Origin of the sequence: Jujubicoccus corallicola (genome assembly GCF_047345645.1) — a bacterium.
Lineage (GTDB): Bacteria > Pseudomonadota > Alphaproteobacteria > Rhodobacterales > Rhodobacteraceae > JBLEFH01.
On record NZ_JBLEFH010000008.1, the window covers coordinates 25,211 to 41,328 of the forward strand.

At 61.9% G+C, this 16,118-nt stretch carries 12 protein-coding genes; 7 read left to right on the forward strand and 5 right to left on the reverse strand.

Going from position 1 to position 16,118, the window contains the following annotated elements:
* Nucleotides 1-26: 26 nt before the first annotated feature.
* The gene (locus tag ACMA5I_RS12195) at nt 27-1,325 is read right to left on the reverse strand and encodes an MFS transporter (protein ID WP_525886555.1); all 1,299 of its coding nucleotides are present in this window, start codon (nt 1,323-1,325) and stop codon (nt 27-29) included.
* A 3-nt stretch (nt 1,326-1,328) separates the two neighbouring features.
* Nucleotides 1,329-2,396 carry a tRNA preQ1(34) S-adenosylmethionine ribosyltransferase-isomerase QueA gene (gene queA / locus ACMA5I_RS12200; protein WP_525886556.1) on the reverse strand — a complete coding sequence of 356 codons (1,068 nt, stop codon included), beginning with the start codon at nt 2,394-2,396 and terminating at the stop codon, nt 1,329-1,331.
* 87 nt (nt 2,397-2,483) lie between these two features.
* Between queA and bcp the strand changes: the two genes are divergently transcribed.
* The 3 genes from bcp (at nt 2,484) to ACMA5I_RS12215 (ending at nt 5,005) form a co-directional block, all read left to right on the forward strand.
* Nucleotides 2,484-2,951, forward strand: a complete 468-nt coding sequence (bcp, locus tag ACMA5I_RS12205) for a thioredoxin-dependent thiol peroxidase (RefSeq protein ID WP_525886557.1) — start codon at nt 2,484-2,486, stop codon at nt 2,949-2,951.
* Between the two features lie 193 nt (nt 2,952-3,144).
* On the forward strand, nt 3,145-4,470 hold the full coding sequence (locus ACMA5I_RS12210; RefSeq protein ID WP_525886558.1) for a M23 family metallopeptidase: 1,326 nt from the start codon (nt 3,145-3,147) through the stop codon (nt 4,468-4,470).
* On the forward strand, nt 4,454-5,005 hold the full coding sequence (locus tag ACMA5I_RS12215; RefSeq protein ID WP_525886559.1) for a bactofilin family protein: 552 nt from the start codon (nt 4,454-4,456) through the stop codon (nt 5,003-5,005). Before ACMA5I_RS12210 ends, ACMA5I_RS12215 begins: the two co-directional genes overlap by 17 nt.
* A gap of 457 nt (nt 5,006-5,462) precedes the next feature.
* Here the strand turns inward: ACMA5I_RS12215 and prfB are convergent, their stop codons facing one another.
* From prfB to ACMA5I_RS12230, 3 genes are all read right to left on the reverse strand, one after another.
* Nucleotides 5,463-6,587, reverse strand: a complete 1,125-nt coding sequence (gene prfB / locus ACMA5I_RS12220) for a peptide chain release factor 2 (RefSeq protein WP_525886560.1) — start codon at nt 6,585-6,587, stop codon at nt 5,463-5,465.
* Nucleotides 6,588-6,616: 29 nt separating this feature from the next.
* Nucleotides 6,617-9,196 (reverse strand): penicillin-binding protein 1A, encoded by a 2,580-nt coding sequence (locus tag ACMA5I_RS12225; protein WP_525886561.1) that lies wholly within the window; start codon nt 9,194-9,196, stop codon nt 6,617-6,619.
* Between the two features lie 80 nt (nt 9,197-9,276).
* A complete protein-coding gene (locus ACMA5I_RS12230) occupies nt 9,277-10,497 on the reverse strand; it encodes an N-acetylmuramoyl-L-alanine amidase family protein (RefSeq protein WP_525886562.1) in 1,221 nt (406 codons plus the stop codon).
* A gap of 341 nt (nt 10,498-10,838) precedes the next feature.
* On the opposite strand from ACMA5I_RS12230, the gene ACMA5I_RS12235 reads away from it, so the two are divergent.
* The 4 genes from ACMA5I_RS12235 to accC all read left to right on the forward strand — a co-directional run bounded on the left by ACMA5I_RS12235 (nt 10,839) and on the right by accC (nt 16,061).
* Nucleotides 10,839-13,334, forward strand: a complete 2,496-nt coding sequence (locus ACMA5I_RS12235) for an Rne/Rng family ribonuclease (protein WP_525886563.1) — start codon at nt 10,839-10,841, stop codon at nt 13,332-13,334.
* 61 nt (nt 13,335-13,395) lie between these two features.
* On the forward strand, nt 13,396-14,133 hold the full coding sequence (locus ACMA5I_RS12240; RefSeq protein ID WP_525886564.1) for a DsbA family protein: 738 nt from the start codon (nt 13,396-13,398) through the stop codon (nt 14,131-14,133).
* Nucleotides 14,134-14,215: 82 nt separating this feature from the next.
* Nucleotides 14,216-14,710 (forward strand): acetyl-CoA carboxylase biotin carboxyl carrier protein, encoded by a 495-nt coding sequence (gene accB / locus ACMA5I_RS12245; RefSeq protein WP_525886565.1) that lies wholly within the window; start codon nt 14,216-14,218, stop codon nt 14,708-14,710.
* 1 nt (nt 14,711) lies between these two features.
* Nucleotides 14,712-16,061, forward strand: coding sequence for an acetyl-CoA carboxylase biotin carboxylase subunit (gene accC / locus ACMA5I_RS12250; RefSeq protein WP_525886566.1), 1,350 nt, complete (start codon nt 14,712-14,714; stop codon nt 16,059-16,061).
* Nucleotides 16,062-16,118: the final 57 nt, after the last annotated feature.

The window sequence follows — 16,118 nt, forward strand, 5'->3', positions numbered from 1 at the left end:
CATGCAACCCGAAAACCTGCGAAATTTTACGTGGCGTCGGCTTGCGGCGTCTCGGGGGGTGTCTCGTCGGGCGTGTCCGCCGCGTCCTCATCGCCCTGCTCCGCCGAATATTCCCCCGCCACCGTGGTCAGAACCGGTGTATAGGTCGGCGTGACTGCGACATATGCGCCCTGCTCGTCCACCGGGATCGCCGCACGCTTGGTCGAGCGGTAGACCGCATAGCTCGCGATCAGCAGCAGCAAAACGGCGGTAAACGGGAAATACACATTCGGCCCGAAGCGCCCCATGAGCCAGCCGACCATGAGCGGCCCGAACACCGCGCCAAGCCCGTTGACGAAAAGCGCCCCGCCCGATCCTGCGGCCATATCGCCGGGATCAAGCAGGTCGTTGGTGTAGGAAATCAGAAGCGAATAGAGTGGGTTCAGCAGACCGCCGAAGAGCATGGAGAGCCCCAGCACCACCCAGTAATTGTCGAGGATCGCGGCGCAGAGGATCGTCGCGACCACGCCGATCAGCGCGACATAAATGATCAACTGACGGCGATCCATCCGGTCGGAGAGATAGCCGATCGGGAATTGCAGCAAGAGCCCGCCCAGATAGGCCGCGCCCACAAGGGTAGACACCTCGGCCGCGCTCAGGCCAATCGAGGTGCCGTAAACGGGCGCCATGCCGAAGAACCCGCCGATGCCTGCCCCGAGGATGAAGAGGCCAACAATTCCAAGTGGCGAGATTTTATAGAGTTCTTTCAGCGTCATGCGGCGCGTGCTTCCGAACACCGGCGTCGGCGCGACGGTCAGCAAAATCGGCGCGAAGGAGAGCGAGACGAGGACCGAGATCAGCACGAAGAGCTGATAGCCCGTCGGATCGCCGAAGCCCATCACCACCTGCGCGATGATGATGCCGCCCATTTGCATGAACATATAGGTCGAGAGGGTGATGCCGCGCGTTTCATTGGTGGCGGTATCGTTGAGCCAGCTTTCCGCCACCACATAGACACCGGAAAAACAGAGGCCCACCACGAAGCGCAGCGGAATCCACGCCCAGGCATCGGGGAACGCGCCGTAAAGGATGAATGCCGCCGAGGCGACCGAGCCGAGCGCCGCGAAGACCCGCACATGGCCGACCCGCGAAATCATCACCGGCGCGAGCCGCGAGCCCGCGAGAAACCCCGCGAAATAGGCGGTCATGACGAAGGACATCGTGCCCGCGGACAGCCCCTCGATGGCGCCGCGCACACCCAGAAGCGTGCCCTGCAACCCATTGCCGATCATCAAAAGGAGAACGCCAAGCAGCAGCGTCCAGGTGTTAAGCAGAACCGACTTCACGAATTACAGCCCTTTCGGCAACAGCAGCGACGAATCGCCATAAGAGAAAAAACGATACCGCGCATTTATGGCATGCGCGTAAATCTGGGTGATCCGCTCGCGCCCCATCAGGGCAGAGACGAGCATCATCAGCGTGGATTTGGGCAGGTGGAAATTCGTCATCAGCCCGTCCGTCGCGTTAAAAGAAAAACCGGGGCGGATGAAAATATCCGTCTCGCCGCGCCAAGGGGCGATGGTGCCGCTCTGCGCCGCCGTCTCAATGAGCCGCAGCGCCGTGGTGCCGACCGGGATGACCCGCCCGCCATTCGCCCGCGTCTCGCGGATCGCGGCGGCGGTGTCCTCACCAATCACGCCCCATTCGGCATGCATCTTGTGATCCTCGATGCGGTCGGTCTTGACCGGAAGGAAGGTGCCCGCCCCGACATGCAGGGTCACGAATTTCCGGGAAACCCCTTTGGCGTCAAGCTGCTGCAAAAGATCGTTATCAAAATGGAGCGACGCGGTCGGCGCGGCCACGGCCCCGGTCTCACGCGCGAACACCGTCTGGTAATCCTCGCTGTCCTGCGCGTCCACCTTGCGCCGCCCGCCGATATAGGGCGGCAGCGGGATCTCGCCCTGCGCCTGAAGCGCGTCGTCGAGCGCCGTGCCCTGCCGGTTGAAGCGCAGCTCCACCTCGCCTTCGCTCCGGTCCAGAACCTGCGCCTCCAGCCCGCCGGCGAACTCCACCATCTCGCCCTGCGCCAGTTTGCGCGCGGGTTTCGCGAGCGCCATCCAGTCGCCCGAGGGCCGCAGCGAGATCAGCGTGATCTCCACCCCGGCCACCGCTTCGCCTTGCGGCGTCTGGCGGCGGCGCTGCCCTTTAAGACGCGCCGGGATCACCTTGGTATCGTTGAGGATCAACAGGTCCCCGTCACGCAACAAACCCGGCAGATCCGCCACATGCTGATCGACCATCGGCGCACCAAGATCCGCCCCATCTGCCACCAGCAAACGGGATGCGGGCCGCGGCTTCAGGGGCCGCAGCGCGATCAGCTCTTCAGGGAGCGCGAAGTCGAAATCACTCAATTGCATGGCGCGCGAATGCACCAGCCCGCGCGCCCTCGCAAGCGCAATTTTCAGCCCTCTTGATTTTTTGAGCGGAAGCGTCACTCTCGCCCCATGACTTTAGAGATTGGCACCCCTGCCCCCGACTTCACCCTTCCCGATCAAGACGGCAATGACATCGCCCTCAGCGATCTGCGCGGCGCGCCCGTGGTGCTGTTCTTCTATCCCAAGGACGACACCCCCGGCTGCACCATCGAAGCCAATGAAATCAGCGACATGATGAGCGATTTTGACAAAACCGGGGTGAAGGTTTTCGGCATCTCCAAGGACAGCCAGCGCAATCACCAGAATTTCATTCAAAAGCATGATCTTAAAACCACGCTTTTAAGTGATGCGGACAGCGATGTCTGCGAGCTCTACGGTGTCTGGGCCGAGAAGAAGATGTATGGTAAGACCTTCATGGGCATCAATCGCACCAGCTTCTTAATCGATGGTGAGGGTCGAATCGCGCAGGTTTGGGAGAAGGTGAAACCCGAAGGCCACGCTCAAGAATTGCTAAGCGCCCTGAAAGACGCGACATAATCCGGCAACAGTTCCCAAAATTCATGTCTCGCTAAGGAATTTCGGCGGTATTTCGCCGAAATTGCCAAACCCGAACATGAACGCTCGAAAAGGAATTGAGGGTTAACGATGCGCCGGGTAAGGACTCCACGCAATCATGCGGTGCATCACAGTCGCGCCCAGATTTAGTAGAATTTGACCACAAGGATGGCCTATGTCGCGCTTCGCAACAGCGGTAAACCTGATGCTTGCCAAGTTGTTTCCGGAGAAACAGCTCTATTTGAAAGCCGAGGACAAAACGCGGATGATCCGCGTCACCCCTGCAAAACAAGCCATGTTGACCACTGCGCTCGTGACCGCCACCGGCTGGACCTGCTTTGCCACCGCCAATTTCGCCATCGACACGCTGCGCCCGACCGATCCGGATGCGCAGGAACGTGTGTTAAAACAGGCTTATGAAGCGCGGATCGACCAACTCACCGCCGAGCGGGACCAGCGCGCGCTCGAAGCCAGCAGCGCCCAGACCCGGTTCCGCACCGCGCTTGGGGAGCTGTCGAACCAGCAGGACGACATCCTGAATGAAGTCACCGCACGGCAGGAAATCGAAGCGGCGATGGCCACCCTGCGCGGCCATCTGACCGAAGCGATTGCCGAGCGGGATGCGGCCAACACCCGTATTCAGGAACTCGAAACGCAACATGCCAACACCGAGATCGGCGCGGCGCAGGATGTGGAAGAGACGCTGACGACCATCAGCGCCGCCCTCACCGACACCGTCACCCGCCGCGATCAGGCCGTGGCGCGCATGACCGAGCTGGAGCGCAAGCTGACCAAGCTCGAAGCCAAGACCGAAGAACGCGACGAAGCGCAAGCGGCGCTCCTTTCTCAGCTTGAAGAAGCGGTCGATGTGGCGCTCTCGCCGCTGGAGACGGTCTTTTCCGACTCAAACATTAACGTCGAGAGCCTGCTCTCGGATATTCGCCGCGATTATTCTGGCTCGGGCGGTCCCTTCATCGACGCAGGGGTCTCCTCCAAAACCTTCGCCACAGATGAGCAGGCGATGCGTTTTGACAAGGTTATGAATGACATGGACCGGATCTCCATGCTTCAGGTCGCGGGCAAGCGCATCCCCTTCGCCATGCCGGTGAAAGCCGCGCATCGCTTCACCAGCGGCTATGGTGTGCGCCGCGATCCGATGAATCGTCGCCTCCGCCGCCATAACGGGATCGATTTCGCCGCACCGCTCAACACGCCGATCTATGCGACGGCGGACGGCGTTGTCACCTATGCCGGGTGGCAGTCGGGCTTTGGCAAGGTTGTGAAAATCCGCCATGCCTACGGCTATGAAAGCCTTTATGCACACCAGAACGCGCTGCTCGTAAAGACCGGCGATCAGGTTGCAATGGGGCAGCAGATCGGCAAGATGGGAACTACAGGTCGGAGCACCGGCGTGCATCTTCACTATGAAGTGCGGGTCAATGGCTCTCTGATCAACCCCATGAACTACATCAAGGCAGCACAAAATGTTCTCCAGAAGTAAAGGCGACGGTCAGGGCCAAACCCCGCAGCAACCGTCGAAACAGCAAGACGTGAAAGATTACTCCACCCCGCCGAAACCGGCCGCATCGACGTCCTCCAGCGACAGCAGCGCATCGAGCGCCCCTGCTCCGGCCGCGCCGAAATCCAAAGCCGCGGCGTCGCTCCTGTCCTCGGACATCACCATCGAGGGCAACATCTCCTCGACCGGCGACATCAACATCGAGGGCGTCATCAAAGGCGATGTGCGCGCGAATGTTCTCACCGTGGGCGAGAACGCGACCGTGCATGGCGAAGTCATGGCCGACGATGTGATCGTCAATGGCCGCGTCGTGGGCCGTGTGCGCGGTCTCAAGGTGCGTCTGTCGACATCGGCGCGCGTTGAGGGGGACATCATCCACAAGACCATCGCCATTGAGAGCGGTGCGCATTTCGAAGGCTCGGTCCAGCGTCAGGAAGACCCGCTGAAAAGCGCTGGTCAGCAAGCGGCGGTCAGCAGCGCTGCCTCCGCGCCGCAGAGCCCGAAAAGCGACAGCTAATCTTTTCGCTTAGAAAAAAGTTTGAAACCCGGCCTTTGCGCCGGGTTTTTTACGTGAACGCGGGTTGATTGTGTTGCCGGGGCTAGCAGATCGTTATTTGAAAACAACGGCTTCGGGACGGGATTTTATCTCAGCCATACACGCCCTGAGGCGGAAGAAATGCGTCGAGGAAAGACATTCGAAAGCAAAGACTTCCACGCCATCCCTAACGTGAAGATCTTTTGCAACGACGCAACTTCAGGTTAGCTTGAGAGACCCTTTGCGGGCACCTCCCGCAAGACGCGCTGGCTAAGAATGACACCGCCTCTAAGATCGAGCGGTCTACTTTATCCTTGAAAAACAACACTGCGCGAGCCGTTCTTTACGTGAAGGTCGTAAAGCGAAGAACACCACCCGAAATTCCCAAAGAAAAACCCGGCGCTTAGGCCGGGGTCTTCACGTGAAGAGCGAGGCAAGCTTACTCTTCCTGCGCCTCGGCGCGGCTTTTGCCGGAGACATCCATTGCCAGCGTCGCGGCCATGAAACCGTCGAGATCGCCATCGAGAACGCCCTTTGTGTCCGACGTCTCATGACCCGTCCGCAGATCCTTCACCATCTGGTAAGGCTGAAGCACATAGGAACGGATCTGGTTGCCCCAACCCGCATCGCCCTTGGCTTCATGCGCTTCTTGGATGCTTGCCGTGCGCTTCTCCAGTTCCATCTGATAGAGCCGCGATTTCAGCGCTTTCATGGCGATGTCGCGGTTCTGGTGCTGCGACTTCTCGGAGCTCGTCACCACGATCCCGGTCGGGTTGTGGGTGATCCGCACCGCCGAGTCGGTGGTGTTGACGTGCTGCCCGCCCGCCCCTGAGGAGCGATAGGTGTCGATGCGAATATCGGCGGGGTTCACCTCGATCTCAATATTGTCGTCCACCACCGGGTAAACCCAGACGGAGCTGAACGAGGTGTGCCGCTTGGCCGCGGAATCGTAAGGCGAGATGCGCACCAGACGATGCACGCCGCTTTCCGATTTCAGCCAGCCATAGGCATTGGGGCCGGAAATCTTGTAGGCGGCGGATTTGATCCCCGCCTCATCGCCCGCGCTTTCCGATTGCAATTCAACTTTGTAGCCATGCTGCTCCGCCCAGCGAACATACATCCGCGCCAGCATCGACGCCCAGTCACAGCTTTCCGTGCCGCCCGCGCCGGCATTGATCTCCAGAAAGGTGTCGTTGCCATCGGCCTCGCCATTCAGAAGCGCCTCAAGCTCCTTCTGCGCGGCGCGTTCCCTGACCGCCGCGAGCGCCGTTTCGGCCTCTTTCACCACATCCTGATCGCCCTCGGCCTCGCCCAGCTCGATCAATTCGCGGTTGTCGTCGAGATCCTGCTGGAGCCCCATGTAGCCGTCAATCGCATTGACAAGCTGCTGGCGGTCCCGCATCAGCTTCTGCGCCTTTTCGGGATCATTCCACAGCTCGGGATCCTCGGACATGGCGTTGAATTCCTCAAGTCGATGCTCCGCCGTCTCCCAATCCATGCGCTGCGCCAGCAAGGCCAGCGACTTCTCGATATCGTCAATAATGTTCTGCGTCTCTGCGCGCATAGTCGTCTCCGGGCCTTAGGGCCTCTTGGTTAATAAACGCCGCCGCTCGACATATTGCCAAAGCTCGACTTCGAGGGAAGCTGCTTTGTCTTGCCAGTGACGGACTGAATGGTTTTCGGCGCCTCTCTCGAAATGCCTTCCTCGAAATTCGGCTCCTCGATGATGCGGTCGTAATTCTCTTCCGCTTCGAAGCCGCCGTCAATCTGGATCCCGCCTTCACCCACACGCGGCACGACATTGTTGCGGAAAAATTCGCTGACAACATTTTCGCCGGTGGCACTGTCGGGCAGGCGTTCGCCCGTGATCCGGTCCATCTTGATGAAACGCCCGCCTTCGGGCACGCGGAACTGCGCCGAGCCCTGACGGGCTACAACGGTGCGCATGAACTCGTTGAAAATCGGAGCGCAAAGCGTGCCGCCATAGGCGCTGCGGCCCAGGGTGCGTGGGTTGTCATAGCCCATATAGCAGCCCGCCGCGACACTGGGCGAATAGCCGACGAACCACACATCTTTCGCGTCATTGGTCGTCCCGGTCTTGCCCGCGATCGAGGTGTTCACGCTGATCTGGCCCGCCGCCGAGCCACGCCGCACGACGCCCTGCATCATCGACGTGAGCTGGAACGCAGTGATCTCGTCCATCACCTGCTCGCGGTCATTGGTCAGGCGCGGGCCATCGGTCGCGTTCATCCCGTCATCGGCGTTACAGAGAAGGCAATCACGGTTGTCATGTCGGTAAACGGTCTCGCCGAAGCGGTCCTGCACCCGGTCGACCAGCGTCGGCTCCACCCGCTGCCCGCCATTGGCGAACATCGCATAGGCCGCGACCATCTTGTAAAGCGTCGTCTCACCGGCGCCGAGCGCGTAGGAAAGATAGGGCAGCATATCGTCGTAAACCCCGAAGCGCTCTGCATAATCCGCAACGCGCTCCATGCCGATATCCTGAGCGATCCGCACGGTCATGAGGTTCCGCGACATCTCGATTCCGGTGCGCAGCGGCGTCGGCCCGTAGAACTGGTTGGACGCGTTTTTCGGCGCCCAGAGGCCGTCCGGCGTGTTCACCTTGATCGGCGCGTCCACCACCGAGGTCGCAGGCGTATAGCCATTGTCGAGCGCGGCAGCATAGACGAAGGGCTTGAACGAGGAGCCCGGCTGACGCGTCGCTTGCGTCGCGCGGTTAAACACCGACGCCTGATAGGAGAACCCGCCCTGCATGGCGAGCACGCGGCCCGATTCCACATCCATGGCCATGAAACCGCCCTGCACTTCGGGGATCTGCCGCAGCGACCAGCGGACAAAATTGCCTTCCGCGCCGACGCCGTCCGTCACATCGCGGATCAGGATCACGTCGCCCACATCCAGAAGGTCATCCGGCGAGGTGGCACGTCCGCCGACGCTGCCGTCCACCATGGGCCGCCAGCCGGTCATATCGTCCATCGGGATGTAATGGCCGTCCTCATCCTCGGGTACGCCCTCGATGCCGATCCGGGCCGAACTCGCGCCAAGCTCCAGCACGACCGCCGGTTTCCAGCGCGGAATGTCGCGCGGCAGGGCCATGCCTTCGAGGGCCGCGCGCCAAGCCTCTTCGGTCTCATATTGCGCCGGATCGTCAAGTTTCGCGAGCGGGCCGCGATAGACACCCTGCACCCGGTCGTAATTCTCCAGCCCGCGCCGCAGGGCCGCTTCCGCCGCGTCCTGAAACTCCGGGTCCATCGTCGCGCGGATCGCGAGGCCACCGGAGAACAGCTTCTCCTCGCCAAAACGCGCGGCCAGCTGGCGGCGGATCTCGTCGGTGAAATAATTGCGCGGCGGCGCTTCGGCGATCTCCGCCGATTCCATATCGCCGGACTGGATCGTGCGAAGCGGTTCATCCATCTCCGCCTGCGCCGCATCGCGCGAAATATAGCCATTCGCCGCCATCTGCCCCAGAACGTAATCGCGCCGTTCCTCGGCCCGCTCGCGCTCGCGCACCGGGTGCATGGTCGAGGGCGATTTCGGCAGACCGGCGAGATAGGCGACCTCACCCGGCTCCAGCTCTTCGAGCGGCTTGCCGAAATAGGTGCGCGCGGCGGCGGTCACGCCATAGCTGTTCGCGCCGAGATAGATCTCGTTGAGATAAAGTTCGAGAATCTTCTCCTTGCTCAGGGTCTTTTCGATCTCGACCGCAAGGATCAACTCCTTGATCTTCCGCTCCAAACGCCGCTCGCCCGAGAGCAGGAAGTTCTTGACCACCTGCTGCGTGATGGTCGAGCCGCCCCGGAAATTGCCCTGCGCCGTGTCAATCGCCGCAGAGACCAGCGCGATCGGATCGAAGCCGAAATGCTCATAAAAACTCGCATCCTCAGCGGAGATAAACGCCTGTTTCACCAGATCGGGAATCTCATCGACGGGGGTGAAGAGACGCCGCTCGACGGCAAACTCGTCCATGACCCGGCCATTGGTGGAGTAGACGCGGCTGATCGTCGCCGGCTCGTAAGCCGCCAGACTGTCATGATCGGGCAGATCCTGCCGATAATAAAAGATAATCGCCGCGACCACCACGGCGGCGAGCGCCAGCCCGAGGGTCAGATAGCTGAACAGAAAACCTACAAATCGAAAAATCGCACGGATCACTTGGAGAACCCCATCTCATCTAGCGCCCTGCTATAGACCAGAGGACACAGCGGGTCAAAGCGCGTAAGACCGGTATTCACCTAACGTAAGCGTCGCGCGGTATCGGCCCGATCTTCCTCCACCCAGCCTAACACAGCCGCCGCAATGGCCTGAGCCATTTCGCCGCGCCATTGGTCCGACTGGAAGCGCGCCCGATCACCTTCATGTGACATGAACCCAAGCTCAATCAGGGCAGAGGGAAAATCCGGCGCGGTCAGCACCTGAAATCCGGCGGAGAGGTGGTCGCGGCGGCGACGCTCGCCGTAGACATTGGCAATCGCTTCGGTGAGATGCTGGGCAAGCCGCTCGGAGCGTGGCAGGCTGTCGCGCAGCGCCATGTCGATCAGCGCGCCGGTCACATCATCGCCCGAACCGGTGAGGTCCGCCCCCTGGATCATCAGCGCTCGGTTCTGCTGGGCCGCGAGCCGCTGCGACAGGCCATCCGCCGTGCCTTTGGAAAGGGTGTAGACCGTCGCACCATGGGCGTCGGGATCGTCGATCTTGTCCGCATGGATCGACAGAAACGCCGTCGCGCCGGCCGCGCGCGCCCGGTCCACCCGCTCGCTGAGGCCCAGAAAGGTATCGCTGTCACGCACCAATACCGCATCCGCGCGCTGCGTGGCGTTGATCGCGCGGGCCAGCTCGCGAGCGAAGGTCAGCACGACGTTTTTTTCCTGCACCCCGTCCTCAATCGCGCCGGGATCAATCCCGCCATGCCCGGCGTCAATCGCGATGATCGGCCGGGTCAGCGCGGCTTCAGTCACGGCTTTCGGCGCAGGCAGCAGCGCCCCCTCAAACGCCGTCACCGATTGCGGCGTGCCTTGGGTCAACCGCATTTCGAGCACCGCGCCTTCGTCGCTCACATGCATCTGGCTGCGCGCAATCCGCATCGGATGTTTGAACGCCAGCACAAAGCGCGCCCAGTCGGACTCGGCAACGCCGGTGCGCGCGCCCATCACCGCGCGAGACGAAAGATCAAAGCCCGAGAGCCCGCTCCCCCAATGCGCGCCTTTGAAATCAAGGACCAAACGCGGCGCGCCCGCACTCATCGCGACGCGATACGGCACCGGGCCGGAGAAGGCCAGCACCACATCGACATCGCCAAAGAGCCGCGTTGTGACTGAGGACTCCGCCGGAATGAAAGCCGCGCCGGAGGGCGTTTCCTGCGCCCATGCCGCCCCCGATCCGAGCGCCAGACACAGAAGCGCAAGCGCATAAATTCGCGCAAAAAACTGCCGGACCTGCCACCATGTAAAAAGCAATTGTGTTCCCCCTCGGCCCTTGTCTATGATGGCGAGTGAAAATGTAAAGATCGGAGACAGTCCATCTTGCATATTCGGTTTTTCGCTCCCCGTCCCTTACGCGGGACCCGGAGCAGGCCGCAAGGCCAAGAGTTGGCGGTGCGTGGAAAATCACCCACGAGGCCCCAGAAGTGACGCCCGGTTTGCCGGGCAATGAGAACAAACGGTGCTTCGCGCACCGGGAAGAAACGCGATGGCAGAGCAGTTGACATTGATGTCTCACAGACCCGCATCTCCGGGCGCTGCGCGTTGCCACGCCCGAACCTCCCGCCTGCCTCTCGGGGCCGCGGGCAAGAGACAATATGGCCAAGAAAATGCTAATCGATGCGACCCATGCGGAAGAAACCCGCGTGGTGGTCGTGGATGGAAACAAAGTTGATGAATTCGACTTCGAATCGCTGAACAAGCGGCCCATTGGGGGCAATATCTATCTGGCAAAAGTGACGCGGGTCGAACCCTCGCTCCAGGCCGCTTTTGTGGATTACGGCGGCAATCGCCATGGCTTCCTCGCCTTTAACGAGGTTCACCCGGATTATTACCAGATCCCTGCCGCGGATCGGCAAAAGCTGATCGAGGAAGAGGAGCAGGCGGAAGCCGCGCGCAAGAAAGCCGATGGCGACGGTGCGGACACGCCTGAAGAGAACGGTGATGAGGGCGGCGAGAAGAAGCGCCCCCGTGTGCGCCGCTCGCGCAAACGCGCCAAGGCGGAGGATGCGGAGAACGGCGATGCGGTCTCCAGCGACGAGAATGGCGAGAGCGGCCCCGATATCGAAAAGGTCGGCGCCGAGGATGTGAAGGAAGAGATCGCGCCGCGCGCACAGCCGCGCCGCAAATACAAGATCCAGGAAGTCATCAAGGTCCGCCAGATCCTGCTCGTGCAGGTGGTCAAGGAAGAGCGCGGCAACAAAGGCGCGGCGCTCACGACCTATCTGAGCCTTGCGGGCCGCTACTGCGTGCTGATGCCGAACACCGCCCGCGGCGGCGGCATCTCGCGCAAGATCACCAACGCGACGGACCGCAAGAAACTCAAGGAGATCGCGGGCGAGATTGAAGTGCCGAAAGGTGCCGGTCTCATCATCCGCACGGCGGGCGCCAAACGCACCCGGACCGAGATCAAGCGCGATTATGAGTATCTATTGCGTCTCTGGGAGCAGATCCGCGATCTGACCATGGAAAGCCACGCCCCCTCGAAAATCTACGAGGAAGGCAGCCTGATCAAACGCTCCATCCGCGATCTCTATAACCGCGAGATCGACGAGGTGATGGTCGAGGGCGAGAACGGCTATCGCGAGGCCAAGGACTACATGAAAATGCTCATGCCGTCCCATGCCCGCCGCGTGAAGCATTACAACGACCCCCTGCCCCTTTATGCGCGCTATCAGGTGGAAAGCACGCTCTCGGGCATGTTCGACCCGACGGTGCAGCTCAAATCCGGCGGCTATATCGTCATCGGCGTGACCGAAGCGCTGGTGGCCATCGACGTGAACTCGGGCCGCGCCACCAAGGAAGGCTCGATCGAGGAAACCGCGCTCAAGACCAACCTTGAAGCGGCGGAAGAAGTCGCGCGGCAACTGCGCCTGCGCGATCTCGCCGGCCTCATCGTCATCGACTTCATCGACATGGATGAGCGCAAGAACAACAATGCGGTCGAGAAGAAGCTGAAAGACGCGCTGAAAAACGACCGGGCGCGGATTCAGGTGGGCCGCATTTCGGGCTTCGGCCTTCTGGAAATGAGCCGCCAGCGTCTGCGTCAGGGCATGGTCGAGGCGACCACCGCACCTTGCGCCCATTGCCACGGCACCGGGGTTGTGCGTTCCGATGACAGCCTCGCGCTCAACATCCTGCGCCAGCTTGAGGAAGAAGGGGTGCGCAAGCGCTCCGCCGAGGTTCTGGTCCGCGCGCCCGTGCATGTGGCCAACTACATTCTCAACGAGAAACGCGATCACCTGATCCAGATCGAACAGCGCTACGGCCTTGTCGTGCGGATCGAGGGCGACACGCATCTCATCAGCCCGGATTACGCGATTGACCGGTTCAAGGACGCGACCAGCGAGCGCGCCCCCGCGACGAGCGACAGCCCGGTGATCTCCAGCGCCACCACCGCGCCGCTTCCTATGGAGGAAGAGGACGAGGCGGAAGAGGTGCAGGAGGACGCACCGCAGCAGGAGGCCCGCGAGACGCAAGACAGCGACGAGCAGCCCCGCAAGAAGCGCAAGCGCAAGCGGCGGCGGAAGGGCAAGAACGGCGACGGTCAGGCGGACGGCCAGAATGGGGACGGCCAAGAGGGCCGCAGCCAGAATGGCGAGGTGCAAAAGTCTGACGAGGACGACACGCCGAGCGATAAGGCTGAGGATCAGGGCAAGGAGGCTGACACCGCCGACGCGCCCGCCGAGGCCGCGGAAAGCGAGGGCAAGAAGCCTCGTGTCTCCCGCTCGCGCAGCCGCCGTGGGTCCAAGAAAGATCAGCCCGCACCTGCGCTTGAGGCGCCCGCCGAGAGCGAGGATGCGGCCGCGCCCGCAGCACCGCTCCCGGAAGCGGTTGAGGCGCCGAGCGAAGCCGCCGAGATCGTGGAAGCCGCTGCGCCCGCCAATGATCCGGTGTCCGTTCCCGAGGCCGCGCCCGAAAGCGCGCCTGCCCGCGAACCGGCAGCCGATAACAGCCCCGAAGCGCCGCAGGCCGCCGCGCCTGCGCCTGAGGACAAGCCCGCCAAAGAGGTCAGCGACCCGAAGGCCCCGGCGGAAACCTCTGGTGAAACCGAGTCGAAGCCGAAACGGCGCGGCTGGTGGTCGCTCCGCTGATGCGATGTGAGGCGGGCCCGTCCCGCCTCGCCCCTCTTTGCCAAACCCAAAGGCCAGAGCCATGAAACATCTTCTTCTCGCCGCCAGCATGATTGCAGCGACGCCCGCCCTTGCATTCGACATCACCAATATGACCGATGCCGAGCGCGAAGCCTTCCGGTCCGAAATGCGCGACTATCTCATTGAAGACCCGCAGGTTCTGGCCGAAGCCATCGACGCGCTGCAAACCTGGCAGATGGAGCAGGCGGAGAACGAAGCCCGCGCCGCCCTCTCCGCCCGTCAGGATGATCTGTTGAATGACGGCTATTCCCATGTCGGCGGCAACCCGGATGGCGATGTCACGATTGTCGAGTTCATCGACTACCAATGCGGCTGGTGCAAACGCGCCCATGAGGATGTGATGGCGACGCTGGAAGACGATGGCAATATTCGCCTTGTTCTCAAGGAGTTCCCCCAGCTTGGTGACGCCTCCGTCGAGGCCGCGCGCATCGCGCTTGCGGTGCAGGAAATCGGCGGCGGCGAGGCTTATGCCAGCTTCAACGACATTCTGATGCGCGCGCAAGGGCGGCTCTCCGAGGAGGCCCTCGATGCGGCGATCACCGAAGCCGGGCTGGATCCGGCCGAGATCAAAGAGCGGGCGAAAAGCGATGAGATCGCAACGCGCCTTAACAAAAACATGGACTTGGCGGCGGCTCTTGGCCTGCAAGGCACCCCGCAATTCGTGATTGGCGACCAGATTTTCCGCGGCTATATCCCGCAGGATCGTATTGAAGAGGCCGTGGCGGACGCGCGGAGCTGACACACACATTCGCGTGTGCAGAGACACTTTTCCTAACGTCATTTAACGCCTATAAACGAGTCAAACAAAAATCTGAGGACTTATGAGCAAGCCCACACATGACGCAGACGTCGCCTTTATCGAAGCTCTGGCGAAACTCCTGCGCGACAACGATCTGACCGAGCTGGAAGTGCGCCGTGAATATGGTGAGGATGACGCGCTGGATGTGCGTGTCGCGCGCCAGTTCCCCGCAGCGCCCGCCCAGCAAATGACCTATGCACCGGCGCCCGCTGCGGCGCCGGCACCCGCGCAAAGCGCCGCGCCTGCCGCCGCCGAGAGCGCGCCCGAGGATCCGGCGCTCGATCCCGATGCAGTCACCTCGCCCATGGTCGGCACGGCGTATCTCTCGCCCGAGCCGGGCGCCGCGGCCTTTATCGAGGTCGGCGACAAGGTGAAAGAGGGCCAGACCCTGCTCATCGTCGAAGCGATGAAAACCATGAACCACATTCCCGCGCCGCGCGCCGGGACCGTGAAGCGCATCCTTGTCGAGGATGGCAACCCGGTCGAATATGGCGCGCCGCTGGTGGTGCTCAGCTGATATGTTCAACAAGCTGCTGATCGCCAACCGAGGCGAAATCGCCCTTCGCATCCAGCGCGCCTGCCGCGAAATGGGGATCAAGACGGTCGCCGTCCACTCCACCGCCGATGCGGATGCGATGCATGTGCGCATGGCCGATGAGAGCGTCTGTATCGGCCCGCCCGCCTCCGCGCAAAGCTATTTGAGCTTCCCGGCCATCATCTCGGCGGCGGAAGTCACCGGCGCGGAAGCGATCCATCCGGGCTACGGATTCCTCTCGGAAAACGCCAATTTCGTGCAGGTGGTCGAGGATCACGGCCTCACCTTTGTCGGCCCGACGGCGGAGCATATCCGCATCATGGGCGACAAGATCACCGCCAAAGAGACCATGAAAAAGCTCGGCGTGCCCTGCGTGCCCGGCTCCGATGGTGGCGTGCCGGATGTGGCGACCGCCAAGAAACTCGCCAAGGAGATCGGCTATCCGGTCATCGTCAAGGCGACGGCGGGCGGCGGCGGGCGCGGCATGAAGCTCGCCAAGACCGAAGCGGATATCGAACATGCCTTCGGCTCGGCCCGCTCGGAAGCCAAGGCGGCGTTCGGCAATGACGAGGTCTATCTCGAGAAATATCTCGAAAAGCCGCGTCACATCGAGATTCAGGTCTTTGGCGATGGTAAGGGCAAGGCGGTCCATCTCGGCGAGCGTGACTGCTCGCTCCAGCGCCGTCACCAGAAGGTGCTCGAAGAGGCCCCGTCCCCGGTGATCGACGACGAAACCCGCGCGCGGATTGGCCAGACCTGCGCCGATGCGGTCGCCGCGATTAACTATATCGGCGCCGGCACGATCGAGTTTCTCTATGAGGATGGCGAGTTCTATTTCATCGAGATGAACACCCGCCTTCAGGTGGAGCATCCGGTGACGGAACTGGCCTATAATATCGACCTCGTGGCCGAGCAGATCCGCGTCGCGGCGGGCGAAGAGATGAGCCTCAACCAGGACGAGCTTTACCCGCGCGGTCACGCCATCGAGGTGCGGATCAACGCCGAGAAGCTGCCGAATTTCACGCCCTCTCCGGGCACGATCAAGGCCTATCATGCGCCCGGCGGCAACGGTGTGCGCATGGATAGCGGACTCTATCAGGGCTACACGATCCCGCCCTATTACGACAGCCTGATCGCCAAGCTGATCGTCAAGGGTGTGGACCGGCGCACGGCGCTCGCGCGGCTCGACCGCTGTTTGCAGGAGCTGATCGTGGATGGAATCGACACCACGGTGCCGCTCTTCCGCGCGCTGCTCGACGAAAAAGACATTCACACCGGGAATTACAATATTCACTGGCTGGAGAAGTGGCTGGCGGCCCAAGAGGCCGAATAATCCAATTTCTCATTTGAGAAGAACAAGATGCGCGGTTCTCTTCGACCCGCGCATCTT